Raw genomic sequence first — 17,205 nt, forward strand, 5'->3', positions numbered from 1 at the left:
TCATGGGCGTATGGCACGGAGCGTAAGCACGATTTTGAAGCGGCATCAAACGACCATGGGCGCTATGTGACGCGCGGGTGCCACCTGCAAGCCTGCTGCGAAGCGCGGTGCATCCTGCATCAGACGCGCCGTTTCCTTGGCTTTTGGGGCGGAGAGAACCACCTGCGTGGGACCGGATTCAACGATCCTGCCAGCCTGCAAGACGATGATATCCTGCGCGATGCTGCGCACCAGACCGATGTTATGGGCGACGAACAGCATGCTCAGCCCGCGTTGCTGCTGTAGGCGCAGCAAAAGTTCCACAATCGTCGCCTGAATCGAGACGTCGAGCGCCGAGGTGATCTCATCGCAGACCAGCAGATCCGGCTGGCAGATCAATCCGCGTGCAATGGCCGCGCGCTGCCGCTGACCACCTGAGAGCTGCCCCGGAAAGGCATCGGCCGCCCTGTGCGGCAGGCCGACGGAGGCAAGCGCTGCCAGGATTTCGGACCGCGAGATGGCTTTCGATCCCCGCAGATGACGGCCCGCCACCAGCAGCGACTGGCCAATGGTTTGGCGCGGGTTGAGCGACGCATAGGGATTCTGGAAGACGTATTGAATGCGCCGCAATTGCTCTCGGCTTCGCTGGCCGGCAGACGGTCTCAACGGCGCGCCGTTGAGGCGTATATCGCCAGTCCAATGGGCATGCAGCCCGGCGATACAGCGCGCCAGCGTGGTTTTGCCGGATCCGGATTCGCCCACCACCGCCGTGCAGCGGCCACCGGCGATGTCGATGGCGATATCATGCAGCACCTGCCGCCCATGCCAGGCACCAAGGCCGCTCAGAGTCAGCAGCGGAGCGGCCTGGGGTTGTGACAGTATTGGCTGTGCCATCGCCTGAGGCCGGGAGATTGCGGTCTGGCCCATGCGTCGGCAACGCACCACATGCCCAGGTTCCGCCACCAGATCGGCCGGTGGCGCTAGCCGGCAGGCATCCTCGGCAAGGTCGCATCTTGCCGCGAAAGCGCAGCCCGGTGGCCGATGCGCCGGGTCCGGCGCATGACCGCTCAGGCCTTTCAGCACCAGCGCCTGATCCGGATCCGGCACCGCACGCAGCAGCGCGCCGGTATAGGGATGCAGGCGGCGCTCCAGAACCTGCGCGGCCGTGCCGGCCTCTACAATCTCGCCCGCATACATGACGGCGACCTGGTCGGCGAGTGCTGCGACAACTGCCAGATCGTGGCTGACATAGACGATGGCCGTGCGATGCTGCTGCGCCATGGCGCGCACCAGGTGCAGCACGCGGGTCTGCGTGGTCACATCCAGCGCCGTCGTCGGCTCGTCCATCAGGATGGCCTGGGGCTGCGGCGCGAAAGCCATGGCAATCGCGATACGCTGCTGCTGGCCGCCCGATAGTTCATGCGGAAAAGCGGAGAGAATGCGCGCAGGGTCGGGCAGGCCGACATCCTCAAGCAGCCGGTGCAGCCGCTCGTCCGTCGCATCCGCCGGATTGCGCAGGCATTCGGCGAGTTGCGTGCGCAGGCGTAGGCCTGGATGCAGGGCCGTCGCCGGATCCTGCGGTACATAAGTGATTTCGCGCCCGCGCATTGTCCGCAGCTCACGCGCCGAAAGGTTCAGCATCGACACGCCGCCGATGCTCACCCGGCCCGCGGCAATCTTGAGGCCGGGCCGCGCATGGGCCAGCAGCGCAAGGCCAGCCGTGGTTTTGCCGGAGCCCGATTCCCCGACCAGGCCAAGAATGCTGCCGGGCGTGACGGCGAAGGAAATACCCCGCACGATCGGTGCAGCCCCTTGCGCAGTCACGACCTGCAAGTCTTCCACCACAATGCCCGCATGGGCCTGCACGGTGCTGTTCACGTCGCTCATCGTCATGCGGCGTCATCCGGTTCAGATGCCGCGAGCCTGGGCTTTGCCCCGCGCGACAGCCGGTCGCTCAGGATATTGATGCCGATGGACAGCAGCGCGATCAGCACCACCGGCGCGATTACCGGCCAGGGATTGCTCTCAATACCGATCTGATTTTCGTGGATCATCAGGCCCCAATCGGCGGAAGGCGGCTGCGCGCCGAAGCTGAGATAGTTTAAACTTGCAATGAGGGCGATGGAGAAGGTCAGGCGCAGGCCGCTTTCCACCAGCAAGGTGGTGCGCACGTTCGGCAGAATGTCGAGCAGCAGGATGCGCCATTGCGGCAGGCCGATGCTGCGCGAATATCGGACGTAATCCTCGTCCACCACTTTCAGTGCTGCCGCCCGCAAGGTGCGCGCAACCTGGGGCATATGCACGACGGCGATGACCAGTACGACGAGGCTGAGGCTCGATCCGGCGAAGCTCATGAACAGCAAAGCCAGAATGAGCTGGGGAAAGGCGAGGGCGACATCGGCGAGGCGCATGATCATCTCATCCAGCACACCCCCGCGCAAAGCGGCGGTCACGCCCAGCAGGCTGCCCACCCCGACGCCGAGGATGGTCGCGATGGCCGCCATGGTGAGGAAGCGCCAGCCACCGGAGAGAACGCGCGAGAGGACGTCGCGCCCCAGAACGTCGCTACCCAGCCATTCGCCCGGAGCCGGGAGAGCGAACACGTCATCGACGGAATCCGTGGGCGATTGCGGTGCCAGGAATGGTCCCAGAATGACGACGGCGAGAACGAGGACCACAAGCAGCAGGGCGATCGTGCCAAGCCAGCCTTGCCGCCGAAAAAAAACGTGTAGGATTGTCATGCGCGGCGTGTCCGCAGCTTGGGCGTCAGAAGCACCGTGCAGACATCCGCGATGATATTGAGACAGACATAGACGGCTGCCAGGATCAGCGTGAAATCCTGAATTTCGGGCAGGTCGCGCGTCCCGACCGCCGAGACGATTCCCTCGCCGATGCCGGCATAGCCAAAGACATATTCGACGACGACGATGCCGCCCGCGAGATAAGCGAGGGTCAGTGCAATCGCCTGGATTGTCGGCGGCAGCGCGCTTGGCAGTGCATGAACGATCAGCAGGCGGTGAGGGGACACGCCTTTCAGGCGCGCCATTTCAATATAGTCGCTTTCCAGAACGTCGATCATCGAGCCGCGCATCATGCGGAAGACATAGGGAAAAACGACCAGGGTAAGGGTGAGCAGAGGCAGAACCAGCACACGCGGCGTTTGCAGCGGCGAATGTCCGGGCTGCACGAGGGAAACCATCGGCAGCACATGCGGCGCGGCAAGGGATGACACGATGATCAAAGCGATGCCGATGACGAATTCGGGCAAGGCGGAGAGTGCCAGAGCGACGGTGGACAAGGCGATATCGGTGGCACGGTCATGCCGCACGGCGGCCGCGAGGCCGGCGATGACGGCAATAGGCAGGCTGATCACCGCCGTGATGATGACCAGCAGAGATGAATTATACAGCCGCCCAGCGATATCGCTCAGAATGGGCTTTCCGGTTACAAGCGAGTTGCCAAGATCGCCGTGCAGAAGGCCTAGAATCCAAAGCCCGTATTGTGCGAGCGGCGCGTGGTTGAGGTGAAGCGCGGCCCGCAGCGCGGCGATGCGCGCCGGCGTCGCCGTTCTGCCCAGAATGGCGGTTGCCACGTCGCCCGGCAAAAGCTGGGTGGCGGCAAAGACCACCAGCGACACAAGCAGCAGCGTCAGCAGGCCGAGCAGAAGACGGCGCAGCAGCATGGCAGCAAGGCCGCTTCCCGTCATCCAGGCAAGCGGTCCTGCTGTTCTGGCGCCATACGCCGCATTGGCCATCAGGCGAGCCAGGCCTTGGTGAGCGAGAAATTACCCAGCGCGTATCCGGTGCGGGATTTCGGTAGGCCCATGACGTTCTTGGCCAGGATATCCACCACCGAATTATAGGACGGCACGACCCAGGTGCCGCGCTCGAACTCGATCTGCTGCAGGCGGTGGATCATTTCCGTCCGCTTGCCGAAATCGACGATGCCTTTCGCCTCGTCATAGACCTTCAGATATTCCGCGTCGGCCCAATGCGTTTCATTCAGGAAACTGCCGGGCAGGAAGGAGAGGGGGGGCTGCCCCATGATCGGCGAATAGAAGAAGAAGTCCTGCGAGAACGGAACCTTGGAATACATGTTCTCGGAATAGACGTCGTTATTGGCTTGCGTGACCTGTACTTTCACACCGGCCTTCGCTGCCTGCTGGGCAAAGATTTCAGCCATCGGAATGATGCCATTGGCCATATCCGTGGTGATAAGTTCCAGCCGGTCGACGCCTGCCTTCTTGAGCAGGAACTTTGCCTGGTCCAGATCCTGATGCCGCACCAGGGAGCTGTCGAAGGACGGATCGTACTGGCCGTAGATGTCGTTCGCGACCGTGCCGTAGCCGGACAGCGTGATTTTGACGAAGCGCTCCCGGTCCATCATCAGGCGCAAGGCCATGCGAACATTGGGGTCGTTGAACGGCGGCTTGTCGGCGCGCATGGTGAAGGGCGTGATCTCGGCGGGTTCCGAGAGCAGGGCCTTGAGCGTCGTGCTGTTCTTGATCTGGCGGATCAGGTTGGCCGGTGCATTGGCAACGGCATCGACCTGGCCGCCCTGCAAGGCGTTATAGGCGGCCAGATTATCGGTGAACTGTTCCTGCAGGATGAAGCCGTCGAGATAGGCAGGGCCGTCATAGTATTCGTCAAACCGCGTGAACTCCGTCTGCTGTGCCGGGGTCATGCTCTTGAACTTGAAAGGCCCGGCGCCAATCGGCTTTTTCGGATCGTAGTCGGTGGGCACGATGCCGGCCATGAACGGGCAAGAAATCACGTCGCGCAGAACGGCGTAGGGCACTTTGGTCGGTATGCGCAGCGTGCGGTCGTCCAGATACTGGATATTGCCCAGGTCGAGCGGGGCGAGCGCCACGGCACCGACGGTCGGCGCCTTCGGGTCGCTGATACGGTTGAAGGAGAAGGCGACGTCCTTCGCGGTCACTGGCCGGCCGTCATGGAATTTCGCGTCGCTGCGCACGCGAATGGTCCAGGACATTGCCTTGGCATCGCATTCCATGCTTTCGGCAAGCTTGTTGATGACCTGCGCATCCGGGGACAGGGACACGAGCCCGTCATACATGGCCATGACGCGATAGCTGTCGGGCTGGGTGAGCGTATTATGGGCATCCAGCGTGTCGCCTGCGGTGCCGCCGGTAATGGCGACACGCAATGTACCGCCCTTTTTTGGCACCGCCGTGTCGGCCTGGGCGGAGGCGCCGCCCAGCCCGAGCAGTCCGGCGGCGGCTAGCCCGCCACCGGCCTTCAGCAGAGTACGGCGCGTGGCGCCCGATGATGCCAGATCAGCTATAGGCGGAAGGCGAAGATCATCCATGGTCAATGCCTCAGGGGTGTTCGGTGAAGAGTTGCGGTGCGGCCGGTGCGGTGACATGGCGGCGCGATTGCATCAGCGGTTGGATATGCTGCCCAAAGGCATCCAGCCCGATAAGGAAGTCGTCGAACGTCAGCATGACGCCGCCAAGACCCGGGACGTCGTCCAACGCGTCCAGCATGCGTGCGACACTGGCATAGGAACCGATCAGCAGGCCGAAGCCGTGGGCCACGGCTGTCTCCGGCAGCGTATATTGGCGGACATTGGTATCGCTGCCCGAATGCTTGTCCGCCCCTGCCTGGCGCGTCATCCAGTCCAGCGCCTCAAGATCGGCACCTGCCTTGTAATGGTCCCATTTCGCAAAGGCGGCTTCATCGGTTTCATCGGCGATAACCGTAAACAGCGCCAGCGCAGGCACCTGGCGTCCTGCCGCCGCAGCCGTGCTGCGCACCTGATCGACCATGCCGTCCAGCGCGCGGGGCGTATTGATGCCCTTGCCGATGCAGAAGTTGTAATCCGCATGACGGGCCATGAAGTCCAGCCCGCGCTGGCTTTGCCCGGCGCAGACGATTTTGATCGGCTGGCTTGGGAGAGGGCTCAGCCGGCAATCCTCCATCTGGAAGAACTCGCCCTGAAAGTCGGACTGGCCCTTGCTCCAAAGGTCGTGCAGGACACGCGTATATTCCTCAAGCTGGTCATAGCGCCGCGCGAAATGCTGATCGCCGGGCCAAAGCCCCATCTGCGAATATTCAGGCCGCTGCCAGCCGGTGATGAGATTGACGCCGAACCGGCCCGGCGCGATCGAATCAATGGTCGTCGCCATGCGCGCCATGAAAGCGGGTGGCAGGATGAGGGAGGACGCCGTGGCAAATAGCTGAATGCGCTGCGTCACCGCCGCAAGCCCCGCCATCAGCGTGAAGGATTCGAGATTATGGTCCCAGAATTCCGTCTCACCGCCGTAGCCGCGCAGCTTGATCATCGACAAAAGAAAATCGAGCCCGTACTCCTCGGCCATCAGCGCCACGCGCCGGTTGAGGTCAAAACTCGGCATATATTGCGGTGAATTACGCGATATCAGCCAGCCGTTGTTTCCAATAGGAATGAACAGTCCGATATTCATCGCGGGCGTAATCTCAATCCAACAGATTTAAGTAAAATGGTCGCGTCTATTATCCGCGCTGCTTGGCGCCTTGCGCCAGGAACAGCATGCATTGTTGCAGGGGCAACAGAGCGTCTACATTTCCGCACATAAAAATTGAAGTCAACTCTATTTTTTCATCGGATGCCGCCCTAGGCTTGAAAAACTGCATGAGTTTGCGATTGCAACGCATGCCGCGTGCGAAATTCACACCTATTCGGAAAGGGCGGTCCATGACCCGGACGCTGATCAAGGCATCGCACATCATCGCCTATCAGAATGGCGGGCACCGCCATCTGCGCGATGGTGTGGTCGTCATAGAGGACGACAAGATCGCCTTTGTCGGCCGCTACTATGATGGTCAGGCCGACAAGGTGATCGATGCGACGGGTCGCGTGGTGACGCCTGGGCTTATCAACACGCATACGCATCTTTCCGAATCTCCTCTCGATAAAAGCTTTGTCGAGGATCGTGGCCCCCGGCAGTTCTACTTGTCAGGCCTCTTCGAGTTTCTCACGGCACGCGACGGCGCCATCACGGATGCGGCGCGCCGTGCCTGCATTGCATATTCCATGCCGGAACTGCTGCGCACGGGCACGACAACGGTGATGGAAATCGGCTGGCATGGCGATGTGGTGGCCGAACATGCCGAGCGCTGCGGTCTGCGTGCCTATATCGGCCAAGGCTATAAGTCGGGCCGTTGGGTGACACGCAACGGCCGCAGCGTGGACTATGACTGGCTGGAGGATGATGGGCTCGCGGGATTCAATGAAGCCGTATCGCTGGTCGAGCGTGTCGAAGGCCGTGCCAATGGGAGAATCAAGGGTTTCCTGACGCCCATGCAAGTGGATACATGTTCGGAAGCGCTATTGCGCCGCTCGGCGGATGCGGCGCGGGACATGAAACTGCCACTGGCATTGCATGTCTCGCAGTCGGTGCCGGAATTTCTGGAAATGACGCGCCGGCACGGTTGCACACCCATCGAATGGCTGCGGAAGATCGACTTTCTGTCGGAGCGCTGCATTCTGGGCCATTGCATCATTCCGGGCGAAAGTTCCTGGGCGAACTACCAGGCGGATGATATCGGCATTCTGGCGGATAGCGGCGCGAATGTCGCCCATGCCGTCTGGGTCTTTGCGCGGCGTGGCATCGCCATGGAGAGCTTCGCACGATACCAGGCACGTGGCGTCAATATGACGATCGCGACCGACACCTGCCCGCAAAGCATGATCGAGGCGATGCGATGGACGGCTGTCGTCTCCAAGATCCAGGATCGGCAAACCCAGGTTGCGACCGCCACCGACGTCTTTAATGCCGCAACCTTGAACGGCGCACGCGCCCTCGGGCGGGAGGATATCGGCCGCATCGCGCCCGGCGCCAAGGCGGATCTGCTGATCTGGCGGGGCGACAGCCTGTTCATGACCCCTGTGCGTGACCCGATCCGCAATATTGTCTTCTCGGCCACGGCCGAAGATCTCGATACCTCGATCATTGATGGTCGCATAGTCATGGAAAACGGAATCGTGCCGGGCTACGACCCCGTGGACCTCGGTCGCGCCGTGCAGGCGGGCGCAGAGGCCATGTGGGCAGGCATGCAGGCGCGCGATTGGGCCGGGCGCGATATCGAGCAGCTTTCACCGTCGAGCTATCCGGCCTTTCAGGACTGAGCAGCCCGTCCTAGGCCTCGGTCAGGCCATGGCGGACTGCCTTTGCAGCACTTCGTCGAGGAAGACCCGGGCGACCCGCGACAGCGGCCGGGTCTGTGACCACAGAGCGTAGCTGATGACGGGCGTATGCGGCCGGAAAGGCCGCGTGACTAATGACCCGATAACTGGCTGCTGTGCGGAATAGGCGTCCACCACGGCGATACCCACGCCAGCGGCCGCCAGGGCGCAGGCCGTATTACAATAGCGAACCTCGACCTCCGCCCGGAAGGGCGTGCCGACCGCTGCAAAAGCGCCGCGCACGGCCTGGCCCAGCCGTGTGCCGGCTTCCAGACCGATGAACGGGTAATGGGTCAGGTCGTCAGGGGATACGGCATCTCGTCGCGCGAGTGGGTGATCGGGCGTGCAAACGCAGACCATTTCGCTTTCATGCACGATCTGACTGGTGATGCTGCGATGATCCGGCAGAAAGCCCAGCACGAAGCCTAGCTCGGCGACCTGGTTCAGCACCGCGTCAATGACGCCCTCATACCGTCTGACGTCGAAATACACCCGCAGATCAGGCCTGGGCTTGAGGAAGCTATGGAGCACCGGCGGGATCACGCTATAGGCGAGGGGTGGGGTGGCGGCGATGGCAAGCCGCCCTGAATGGCTGTCCTTGAGCCCCCGCAGGCGGGTGGCGAGTTGCCCATGCAGCGCGAAAATGGCCTCGGCGTCGTCATGGATGGCCATTGCTTCCGGCGTTGGATGAAGCCGGTTGTTGACGCGTTCGAACAGGCTGAATCCCAGCTGCATTTCCATGCTTTTCAAAGCGTTGCTCACCGCAGGCTGGGAAAGGCCCAGCTCATGCCCGGCCGCGACCGTGGTGCGGTGGCGGATGAGCGCACGCAGGATTTCCAGCTGGCGAAGGGTCACTATAAGTTTCCTGAATAGACTCTCCCAAAACATCATAGTCTGGCGAATTGTCTAGGAAAGATTCCTGTGCCAACAATTTAAGCATTCGGCGAGATCGCCTAGCTAATTCATTTGATTTGCCGAAAAAGGAGGCATTATGAGCCGCATCGTGAGAGTTGCCGGCGCGCAGATGGGGCCGACCCAGAAGGCAGATAGCCGGGCGCAGACCATGACGCGGCTGCTGGCCCTGCTGGAAGATGCCGCGCGCCAAGGCGCGCAACTCGTGGTTTTCCCCGAGCTTGCCTTCACCACCTTCTTTCCGCGCTGGTTGATGGAGGGTGCTGAACTCGACTCCTATTTCGAGCCGAGCATGCCGGGGCCCGAGACCGAGGCGCTGTTCAGCCGGGCCCGCGAGCTCGGTATCGGCTTCTATATCGGCTATGCTGAAAAGACGCCTGAGGGCCAGCATTTCAACGCCGCGCTGATCGTGCAGCCCGATGGCTCGGTACTGGGGCATTACCGCAAGGTGCATCTGCCGGGTTCTGTCGAGCCGCGCCCTGGCGCGCTATATCAGCAGCTTGAGAAACGCTATTTCGAATATGGCGATCTTGGCTTCCGCGCCTTCCGCGCCGGCGCAGCCTGGCAGAACGGCATCCTTGGCATGATGATCTGCAATGACCGCCGTTGGGTCGAATCCTGGCGCGTCCTCGGCCTGCAGGGCGTGGAGCTTGTCTGCATCGGCTATAATTCGGCTGCCTATGACCCCAATGGCGGTACCAGCGAGGATGCGGCGCTCCGCACCTTCCATTCCACGCTCGCTGCCCAGTCCAATGCTTATATGAATGCGACCTGGGCGGTTTCAGTTGCAAAAGCGGGTGAGGAGGACGGCTCCGGCCTGATCGGTGGATCCGTCATCGTCAATCCCGACGGCGTCATCGTGGCGCAGGCTAAGACGCTGGCGGATGAGATCATCATCGCCGATTGCGATTTCGATCTCTGCCGCCAGGGCAAGGACAAGATGTTCAATTTTGGCGCGCATCGCCGCCCCGAGCACTATACCGCCATCACGGCCCGCGCCGGCGTGGTGGAACCCGCTTCTCTCTGACCCAGCCCTGACGAGGAATATGCACTTGGCTCGCCCACGCATTCTGCTGACCTGCCTCTTCGCTCTCGCCAGTCTGTCGGGCGCTGAGGCCGCAACTCTGCCCGCCTCCATCGCAGCGTCGAAGACACTCCGTCTTGCCGTGAACGGCACCTATCCGCCGATGGAATCGCATGATGTTGCGACCAACAAATTGGAAGGGCTCGACGTTGATATTGCGAATGCCCTTGCCGCCAAGCTTGGGGTCAAGCTCGTCTGGGACGATATGGCCTTCGCGCAGATTGTGCCGTCTTTGCAGACCGGGCGCGACGACATGATCATCAGCGGTATTACGGATACCAAGGCGCGCGAAGCCAATCTTGATTTCATCGATTATTTCAAGACCGGCCCGCAATTCTATGTGCAGTCGTCAAGCGCGGCCCAGACCGCCGTCGATCTCTGCGGCAAGCGTATCGGCACCGTGCGCAGCACCAGCTTTCCGGCAGAAATGCAGGCCTGGAGCCAGACTTATTGCGTGGGTGCCGGCAGGCCCGCCATGGTCTATATGCCCGCTGAAAATTCGCCGGATCTGCATACGCAGCTGATGGAAAACCGCATCGACGGCGCCGTCCAAGGCAGCGAGACGCTGCCCTATCTGGTGCAGACAGGCGGCGGCAAATATCGTGTCCTAGGCACACCTTTTTCCACGGGGTTCCAGGGCATCGCCTTCCGCAAGGACGAGACGCAGTTGCGGGCAGCGGTCAATGACGCACTGGCAGCAATTATCGCGGACGGCACCTATGGCGCCATCCTGAAGACATACGGTCTTTCCGCCAATGCGGTGGACAAGCCCATGACGGACGGCGCGCCGCGATGATGGACGCCAGGCCCGGTCTTGCACCGGGCTTTCCCGATATTTCCGCGATCCCGGTTGCCCGCCGGACCTATTACGGGCGCTGGTTCGCGGCCGCTGTCATCATCCTGGTGCTTCTCGCGCTGGCGCGTGCCTTCGCCCATGGGCAGATCGCCTGGGGCGTGGTCGGTACCTTCCTGACAGTGCCGGTAATCCTGACGGGACTTGTCAATACGCTCGTCATGTCCGTGCTCGCCATGGCGCTCGGCACCGTGCTCGGCGTGGTCGCTGCCGTCATGCGGCTTTCGCCCAATCCGGTGCTGAGCGGCAGTTCAGCCTTTTATGTGTGGCTGTTCCGCGGCACGCCGGTCATTCTGCAATTGCTGCTGTGGTTCAATCTGGCGCTGGTCTTCCCGACGATCGGCATTCCCGGCATCTGGTCCGGCCGGGCTGTGGACATCATGACGCCGTTTCTGTCGGCGCTGCTCGGCCTTGGCATCAACCAGGGTGCCTATACGTCCGAAATCGTGCGCGCGGGCATTCTTTCTGTCGATGCCGGGCAGCACGAAGCCGCCCAGGCCATCGGCATGGGGCGCATCGCGACGCTGCGTCGCATCATTCTGCCACAGGCCATGCGCGTGGTCATCCCGCCGCTCGGCAATGAATTCATCAGCATGATCAAGACAACCTCGCTGGCGAGTGTCATCCAATATCCCGAGATCCTGCATAATGCGGAGAATATCTACTACGCCAATTCCCGCGTCATTGAGCTGCTGATTGTGGCGGGCTTCTGGTATCTGGTTGTGGTCTCCATCCTATCTCCCTTGCAGCATCTTCTGGAACGCCGTTTCGCGCGCGGTGCGCAGGTGCACGGACGATGACGGCTCCTCTCGTTGCCATCCGGCATGTTTCCAAAACCTTCAGCGGGCATCGGGCGTTGCAGGATGTTTCGCTTGATGTGCTCCCCGGAAAGGTCGTCTGCCTCATCGGTGGTTCGGGCTCCGGCAAGACCACGCTGCTGCGCTGCGTCAATCAGTTGACCAGGCCCGATACCGGGGGCATCTGGCTGGATGGCGAGTTGCTCGGGGTGCGTCAGGCTGGCGACAAGCTGCATCGCCTGACCGACCGAGAGATCGCCCGCCAGCGGCTGAAAACCGGCATGGTCTTCCAGCGCTTCAACCTCTTTCCGCATATGACGGCGCTCGGCAATGTCATGGAAGGGCTGGTGCAGGTGCAGAAGCGCGGCCGTGCTTTGGCTGAGGCGGAGGCCCAGGCTTTGCTCGCCCGCGTCGGTCTCGCCGAGAAGGCCGGTAATTATCCGGCCCAGCTTTCGGGTGGCCAGCAGCAACGTGTGGCCATTGCCCGCGCGCTGGCCATGAAGCCCAAGCTGATGCTGTTCGATGAGCCGACAAGCGCGCTGGATCCCGAACTGGTGGGTGAAGTGCTGGCGGTGATGCGGGAACTGGCGCGCAGCGGCATGACCATGATCGTGGTGACGCACGAACTCGCCTTCGCGCGGGAAGTGGCGGATCATGTGGTCTTCATGGATCGCGCAACGATCGTGGAACAGGGCAGCGCCGAGCAGGTTTTGACGGCCCCGCGTGAGCGCCGGACACAGGATTTTCTCTCCGCCGTTCTGGGATGACATGGGAGATTTAGACGCATGAAACGAGTTCTGGCCGGCCTGCTGCTTGCCGGCTCCGCCCTTATCGGCCTGCCACAAGCGGGGCACGCAGCGACCGCGCTCACCGTCGCCGTCGTGCCGAACTATCCGCCGATGGAATTCCGTGACCCGGCGACCAATGCGCTCATGGGGTTCGACATCGATCTGGGCCAGGCGATTGCGGCGCATATGGGCCGCAGCTTGACCTGGCAAGAAACGAGCTTCGACCAGATGCTGCCGTCGCTCGACAGTGGCCGGGTGGACGCCGTGCTCTCAGGCATGTCTGACCTCGCGACCCGCCATAAAGCCGCGACCTTCGTCGATTACCTGCATTCCGGCCCGCAATTCTTTGTGCTGAGCAGCGCAGCGGCCAAGGTCAAGACGATGGCGGATGTCTGCGGCAAGCGCGTCGGCGCCAGCCGCCGTACCTCCTTTCCAAAGGAGATCGCCGCCTGGAGCCTGGCGCATTGCGGCAGCAACGCGGTGCAGGTTGTCGGTACCGACGGCTCGGCCGACGCGCGTATCCAGCTAAAACAGGGGCGGATCGATGCGGCTGTACAGGGCGGGGAGACTTTGCCCTATATCATGCAGCAGGAGCCCAATGCTTATACGATTGTGGGCAGGCCCTTCGCCTCGGACTATACCGCCATCGCCCTTCCGGTCGGCAATACCGGCCTGCAAAAAGCGGTTTCAGATGCGCTATCATCCATGATCGCGGATGGCAGCTATCAGAAAATCGCCGCGAAATGGCATCTCGCCCCCTACGCCGTCGACAAGGTGTTGATCAATGCAGGACAGTAACTCCCTCGCCAGCATTCCGCTGCGCCCCGCCAATATGGCGCCGCCCGCGCCGCACTATCCCTGGCCCGCGCCCTATACCTCGGCCATGTTCCTGTCCTTCGACGTAGACGCCGAAAGCGCCTGGACGGCGAAGGACGCACTGAACGCCGAACGGCTGATTACCATGAGCTATGGTGGCTATGAAGCGCGTGTCGGCACGCCGAAACTATTGGAATTGCTCGATCAGCTTGACCTCAAGGCGACCTTCTTCATCACCGGCTGGGCTGTGGACGCCCATCCGGCCATGGCCGAAAGCATCCTGAAGGCGGGCCATGAGATCGGCCATCACGGCTATCATCATCTGCTGCCGGATCCGGGCGACCCTTTCATCGAATACGAGATTGAGAAGGGTTTTGAAGCCATCAAGCGCCGCCTCGGCGTGGTACCCACTGGCTACCGCGCGCCGTCCGGCGAATTCACGGAAGAGCTGCGCCAGTCTCTGGTGCGCCATGGCATCACCTATACCAGTTCCTTCCGCGACGATGTGCGGCCCTATCGCCATGTTTTGGCGACCGGTCAGCCCGGCACGATCGAAATTCCCGTGACCGCCAGTTATGATGACTGGATGCATGGTCTTTCGGCGCGTTTCAGCCCGCGCTCCATCTTTCCGAAGGAGCATGTTCTGTCGATGTGGAAGGATGAGCTGGACGAGGTGCGGGATTGGGGCGCCATGGTCACCACTGTCCTGCATCCGCAATGCAGCGGCCGCCCGATGCGCCTGCGCCTGCTGCGTGATTTCCTGACCTATGCGAAGAACTGCCAGGATGTCTGGATCGCGACGGGCGAGCAGATTGCCGCTCATTTCCAACAGCACGAAGCGGCTGAAGCCGCGCAAAAAGCCTGATGCCCATGTTTAAGCGTCTTCTCGTTCTGGCCTCCCTCGGTCTTGCCGCCGCCGCGCCCTTGCCGGCGAAACTGACCGTCGGCGTCTATCCCTCCTATCCGCCGCTCGACATGAAAGACCCCGCCACTGGCACGCTGAAGGGTTTTGACATCGCGCTCGGCCAGGCGCTGGCGCAGCGCATGGGCACGACGGTCGTCCTTCAGGAAACGAGTTTCGCGCAGTTCATCTCCTCGGTCGAGACCGGCCGCATCGATCTCTTTTTGAATGGCATGAACGACACCAAGCTGCGTGAGCAGACGATAGCCTTCGTGGATTATCTGAAGTCCGGCACGCAATTCATGGTCCGCGCAGCGGATGCCAAGACCTATACCGATCCCGTGCAGTTCTGCGGCAAGACCGTGGCGGGCAGCCGCTCTACCAACCTGCCGCAGCAGATCGGGGCCTGGAGCCAGACCTATTGCGTGGCGGCCGGCAAGCCCGCCATTACCTTCATGGGTGCCGATAACAATATCGACGCGCGCTTGCAGCTCAAGCAGGACCGCGTGGATGCCATGGTGCAGGACAGCCTGACCATTCCTTACGTCCAGTCGCAGGAGGCCGGCGTCTATGCCACCGTGGGTCAGCCTTTCGACACGACGGTGATGGGTATCGGCGTCGGCAAGACGAATACCGCCTTGCACACCGCTCTTTCGAAGGCTCTGCAATCCATGATGGATGACGGCAGCTACGCGGCCCTCATCGCGAAAAGCGGTCTGCCCGCCAATGCGGCGATCGCCAAGGCAACCATCGACGCGGGCGCCTGAAATATGAAGGGGAGCAGCAGCATGTCGCGCATTCTTGTCATCAACCCGAATTCCTCGGTGGCGGTGACGGAGGCGATCGACGCTGCGCTCGCGCCCCTCCGTCTGGCCTGCGGGCCCGAGATCGCCGTCACAAGGCTGGAGGAGGGCCCTCCCGGCATTGCGACGCAGCAGGATGCCGATAGCGTCATTCTTCCGCTCTCGCGTCTTGTCTCGGCAAGTGACGCCGATGCCTTCGTGCTCGCCTGTTTCAGCGACCCCGGCCTGTTCAGTGTGCGTGAAGCGGCCGGTGGCCGGCCTGTCATGGGCATTGCCGAATGGGGCTTGCTGCGCGCGCTGACGCTCGGCGAGCGTTTCGGCATCATCGCGCTCTCGCCGATGAGCGTACGCCGCCAGCAGCGCTATGTGCGGCAGATGGGGTTGGATGGCCGCTACGCGGGAAGCTGGCCGGTGGACGCCACGGCGGCCGAGACAGCGGGTGAGGCGATGCGGGACCGTCTGGCGGCGGCCGGACGCAAGCTGGTGACGGAACGTGGGGCGGATTGCATCGTCCTCGGCTGCGCCGGCATGGCGGGTCACCGGCTTGCGCTTGAAGCCGCCATCGGCAGTCCTGTGATCGAACCCACACAACAAGCGGTGGCCGCGGCACTCGGCGCCGTTCTTCTGCAAGGCAGCTGACACATGACAAGCAAAGCCATTTTCGGAAGCTTCGTCCTGCAGCAGCAGGGCAGCGAGCAGACTGTGTTGCGCGATCACTGGGTGCTGGTGGAAGGCGACCGCATTGCCGCCGTGACGCCCAGCCGGCCGCAGGCCGACGAATGCTATGACCGCCCTGGCCGCTTCATCCTGCCTGGACTGATCAACCTGCATAACCATTGCTTCAGCGAGGCCGTGGCGCGCACCCATACCGAAGACGGCCATGGCCGCAAGAACAACAAAAGCATCGTCTATACCGTGCTTCTCCCGCTGACCAAGCGCGGCATCGATATCCTCTCGCGGGAGGAGCGACTGGCCATCGCGCGGCTCGGCATCCTTCAGCTGCTCAAGGGCGGCAATACCATGGTGATGGAGCCCTTCCGCCACGGCATCCCCGAAATGTTTGATGCGGCCGCGGAGATGGGCTTCCGCTTTTGCGGCGCGCCTTATCTATTTTCCACGGGCGATGCGCAGGCCGGTGCCGATGGCCATGTGACCTATCGGGGCGATGACGGGGCGCAGGATCTCGTTGCCTGGAACGCGCTCTATGAGCAATGGAATGGGCGCGGGGAGGGACGCATCACGCTGGCGATGAGCCCGCATGCGACCGATACCTGTGGACCGGACCTGCTGCGTGCCTGCGCCGCACGCGCGCGCGAACTCGGCGTGCCGATCACCACGCATCTCTCGCAGAGCGAGGGTGAGAACCGCACGATCGCTGAACGGTATGACGGGCGGACGCCGGCCGAATATCTCGATTGGCTGGGGCTGATGGCGCCAGACCTGTTTGCGGCCCATTGCATCACCACGACGGATGATGACCTGCGGCTGATGGCCGCGCGGGGGGCCACCATCCTCAACTGTCCGCGCGTCTTCGCACGCACGGGCGTCACGGCCTCCTTCGCGCGCTTTGCCGCTCAGGGCGTGCGCACCGTTATCGGCACCGACGGCTATAATATGGATCTTCTTGGCGAACTCAACGCAGCGTCGATGATCTCCAAGATTTCAGCGGGGAGGCCGGATGTCGCGACTGCGCCTGACCTTATTGCCTCCGTCACCTCGGTCGCGGCGGATGCCATCGCGCGGCCGGATCTGGGCCGGATTGCACCAGGCGCCAAGGCAGACCTCACCGTAGTGGATATGACGCATCCGCATCTGCAACCGCTGTCCGACCCTCGGCGGGGGCTGATCGCCCTCGGCAACCGCGACAGCATCGACATGGTGATGGTCGATGGCGCGGTGCTTGTGTCGGGTGGCATGGCGACGCAGGTAGACGAGACGCAGATCGTCGAAGCCGGGTCGCGCGCCGTGCAGCGGATCTGGGATCTGCCGGAGGCTCGTGCCGCGCTTGCCGGCTGACGGGAAAAACAAGGCCAGACTGACAAGGACATTTTAAATTTAACATAAGATATCTTCTGCGGCATTTAT

General features: G+C 62.3%; 16 protein-coding genes. 10 read left to right on the forward strand and 6 right to left on the reverse strand.

Annotated features, from left to right (window positions below; genetic code table 11):
* Positions 1 to 45 precede the first annotated feature (45 nt).
* From ASILVAE211_RS20340 to rutA, 5 genes are read right to left on the reverse strand one after another with little or no spacing between them, the layout of a single operon-like run.
* Positions 46 to 1,872: an ABC transporter ATP-binding protein gene (locus ASILVAE211_RS20340; RefSeq protein WP_227323197.1), complete on the reverse strand. Its 1,827-nt coding sequence runs from the start codon at positions 1,870 to 1,872 to the stop codon at positions 46 to 48.
* Positions 1,869 to 2,720, reverse strand: coding sequence for an ABC transporter permease (locus ASILVAE211_RS20345; RefSeq protein ID WP_227323198.1), 852 nt, complete (start codon positions 2,718 to 2,720; stop codon positions 1,869 to 1,871). The genes ASILVAE211_RS20340 and ASILVAE211_RS20345 overlap by 4 nt, the downstream gene beginning before the upstream one ends.
* Positions 2,717 to 3,733 carry an ABC transporter permease gene (locus ASILVAE211_RS20350; RefSeq protein WP_227323199.1) on the reverse strand — a complete coding sequence of 339 codons (1,017 nt, stop codon included), beginning with the start codon at positions 3,731 to 3,733 and terminating at the stop codon, positions 2,717 to 2,719. The genes ASILVAE211_RS20345 and ASILVAE211_RS20350 overlap by 4 nt, the downstream gene beginning before the upstream one ends.
* On the reverse strand, positions 3,733 to 5,307 hold the full coding sequence (locus tag ASILVAE211_RS20355) for an ABC transporter substrate-binding protein (protein WP_227323200.1): 1,575 nt from the start codon (positions 5,305 to 5,307) through the stop codon (positions 3,733 to 3,735). The genes ASILVAE211_RS20350 and ASILVAE211_RS20355 overlap by 1 nt, the downstream gene beginning before the upstream one ends.
* A 10-nt stretch (positions 5,308 to 5,317) precedes the next feature.
* A complete protein-coding gene (gene rutA / locus ASILVAE211_RS20360) occupies positions 5,318 to 6,424 on the reverse strand; it encodes a pyrimidine utilization protein A (protein WP_227323201.1) in 1,107 nt (368 codons plus the stop codon).
* A gap of 251 nt (positions 6,425 to 6,675) precedes the next feature.
* Here rutA and ASILVAE211_RS20365 point away from each other — a divergent pair, with 251 nt between their 5' ends.
* Positions 6,676 to 8,109, forward strand: coding sequence for a chlorohydrolase family protein (locus ASILVAE211_RS20365; RefSeq protein ID WP_227323202.1), 1,434 nt, complete (start codon positions 6,676 to 6,678; stop codon positions 8,107 to 8,109).
* A 21-nt stretch (positions 8,110 to 8,130) separates the two neighbouring features.
* Here ASILVAE211_RS20365 and ASILVAE211_RS20370 read toward each other — a convergent pair whose 3' ends face one another.
* Positions 8,131 to 9,021 (reverse strand): LysR family transcriptional regulator, encoded by an 891-nt coding sequence (locus ASILVAE211_RS20370; protein WP_227323203.1) that lies wholly within the window; start codon positions 9,019 to 9,021, stop codon positions 8,131 to 8,133.
* A gap of 136 nt (positions 9,022 to 9,157) precedes the next feature.
* Here ASILVAE211_RS20370 and ASILVAE211_RS20375 point away from each other — a divergent pair, with 136 nt between their 5' ends.
* From ASILVAE211_RS20375 to ASILVAE211_RS20415, 9 genes are read left to right on the forward strand one after another with little or no spacing between them, the layout of a single operon-like run.
* Positions 9,158 to 10,105 carry an N-carbamoyl-D-amino-acid hydrolase gene (locus tag ASILVAE211_RS20375; protein ID WP_227323204.1) on the forward strand — a complete coding sequence of 316 codons (948 nt, stop codon included), beginning with the start codon at positions 9,158 to 9,160 and terminating at the stop codon, positions 10,103 to 10,105.
* Positions 10,106 to 10,130: 25 nt separating this feature from the next.
* Positions 10,131 to 10,958: an ABC transporter substrate-binding protein gene (locus tag ASILVAE211_RS20380; protein ID WP_227323205.1), complete on the forward strand. Its 828-nt coding sequence runs from the start codon at positions 10,131 to 10,133 to the stop codon at positions 10,956 to 10,958.
* On the forward strand, positions 10,955 to 11,815 hold the full coding sequence (locus ASILVAE211_RS20385; RefSeq protein WP_227323206.1) for an amino acid ABC transporter permease: 861 nt from the start codon (positions 10,955 to 10,957) through the stop codon (positions 11,813 to 11,815). The genes ASILVAE211_RS20380 and ASILVAE211_RS20385 overlap by 4 nt, the downstream gene beginning before the upstream one ends.
* On the forward strand, positions 11,812 to 12,579 hold the full coding sequence (locus ASILVAE211_RS20390) for an amino acid ABC transporter ATP-binding protein (RefSeq protein WP_227323207.1): 768 nt from the start codon (positions 11,812 to 11,814) through the stop codon (positions 12,577 to 12,579). The genes ASILVAE211_RS20385 and ASILVAE211_RS20390 overlap by 4 nt, the downstream gene beginning before the upstream one ends.
* An 18-nt stretch (positions 12,580 to 12,597) precedes the next feature.
* The gene (locus tag ASILVAE211_RS20395) at positions 12,598 to 13,398 is read left to right on the forward strand and encodes an ABC transporter substrate-binding protein (RefSeq protein WP_227323208.1); all 801 of its coding nucleotides are present in this window, start codon (positions 12,598 to 12,600) and stop codon (positions 13,396 to 13,398) included.
* A complete protein-coding gene (locus ASILVAE211_RS20400) occupies positions 13,385 to 14,281 on the forward strand; it encodes a polysaccharide deacetylase family protein (RefSeq protein WP_227323209.1) in 897 nt (298 codons plus the stop codon). The genes ASILVAE211_RS20395 and ASILVAE211_RS20400 overlap by 14 nt, the downstream gene beginning before the upstream one ends.
* 5 nt (positions 14,282 to 14,286) lie before the next feature.
* Positions 14,287 to 15,084 (forward strand): ABC transporter substrate-binding protein, encoded by a 798-nt coding sequence (locus ASILVAE211_RS20405; RefSeq protein WP_227323210.1) that lies wholly within the window; start codon positions 14,287 to 14,289, stop codon positions 15,082 to 15,084.
* 21 nt (positions 15,085 to 15,105) lie between these two features.
* Positions 15,106 to 15,759, forward strand: a complete 654-nt coding sequence (locus tag ASILVAE211_RS20410) for an aspartate/glutamate racemase family protein (protein ID WP_227323211.1) — start codon at positions 15,106 to 15,108, stop codon at positions 15,757 to 15,759.
* A 3-nt stretch (positions 15,760 to 15,762) separates the two neighbouring features.
* Positions 15,763 to 17,136: an amidohydrolase family protein gene (locus tag ASILVAE211_RS20415; RefSeq protein WP_227323212.1), complete on the forward strand. Its 1,374-nt coding sequence runs from the start codon at positions 15,763 to 15,765 to the stop codon at positions 17,134 to 17,136.
* Positions 17,137 to 17,205: the final 69 nt, after the last annotated feature.

Origin of the sequence: Acidisoma silvae (assembly GCF_020618775.1) — a bacterium.
Classification (GTDB): Bacteria; Pseudomonadota; Alphaproteobacteria; order Acetobacterales; family Acetobacteraceae; genus Acidisoma; species Acidisoma silvae.

What these genes read in the sequence shown, in the direction of transcription:
- ASILVAE211_RS20340 (WP_227323197.1), bottom strand. Translation starts at nt 1,872, where the DNA reads ATGACGATGAGCGACGTGAACAGCACCGTGCAGGCCCATGCGGGCATT.
- ASILVAE211_RS20345 (WP_227323198.1), bottom strand. Translation starts at nt 2,720, where the DNA reads ATGACAATCCTACACGTTTTTTTTCGGCGGCAAGGCTGGCTTGGCACG.
- ASILVAE211_RS20350 (WP_227323199.1), bottom strand. Translation starts at nt 3,733, where the DNA reads ATGGCCAATGCGGCGTATGGCGCCAGAACAGCAGGACCGCTTGCCTGG.
- ASILVAE211_RS20355 (WP_227323200.1), bottom strand. Translation starts at nt 5,307, where the DNA reads ATGGATGATCTTCGCCTTCCGCCTATAGCTGATCTGGCATCATCGGGC.
- rutA (WP_227323201.1), bottom strand. Translation starts at nt 6,424, where the DNA reads ATGAATATCGGACTGTTCATTCCTATTGGAAACAACGGCTGGCTGATA.
- ASILVAE211_RS20365 (WP_227323202.1), top strand. Translation starts at nt 6,676, where the DNA reads ATGACCCGGACGCTGATCAAGGCATCGCACATCATCGCCTATCAGAAT.
- ASILVAE211_RS20375 (WP_227323204.1), top strand. Translation starts at nt 9,158, where the DNA reads ATGAGCCGCATCGTGAGAGTTGCCGGCGCGCAGATGGGGCCGACCCAG.
- ASILVAE211_RS20385 (WP_227323206.1), top strand. Translation starts at nt 10,955, where the DNA reads ATGATGGACGCCAGGCCCGGTCTTGCACCGGGCTTTCCCGATATTTCC.
- ASILVAE211_RS20390 (WP_227323207.1), top strand. Translation starts at nt 11,812, where the DNA reads ATGACGGCTCCTCTCGTTGCCATCCGGCATGTTTCCAAAACCTTCAGC.
- ASILVAE211_RS20395 (WP_227323208.1), top strand. Translation starts at nt 12,598, where the DNA reads ATGAAACGAGTTCTGGCCGGCCTGCTGCTTGCCGGCTCCGCCCTTATC.
- ASILVAE211_RS20400 (WP_227323209.1), top strand. Translation starts at nt 13,385, where the DNA reads ATGCAGGACAGTAACTCCCTCGCCAGCATTCCGCTGCGCCCCGCCAAT.
- ASILVAE211_RS20405 (WP_227323210.1), top strand. Translation starts at nt 14,287, where the DNA reads ATGTTTAAGCGTCTTCTCGTTCTGGCCTCCCTCGGTCTTGCCGCCGCC.
- ASILVAE211_RS20410 (WP_227323211.1), top strand. Translation starts at nt 15,106, where the DNA reads ATGTCGCGCATTCTTGTCATCAACCCGAATTCCTCGGTGGCGGTGACG.
- ASILVAE211_RS20415 (WP_227323212.1), top strand. Translation starts at nt 15,763, where the DNA reads ATGACAAGCAAAGCCATTTTCGGAAGCTTCGTCCTGCAGCAGCAGGGC.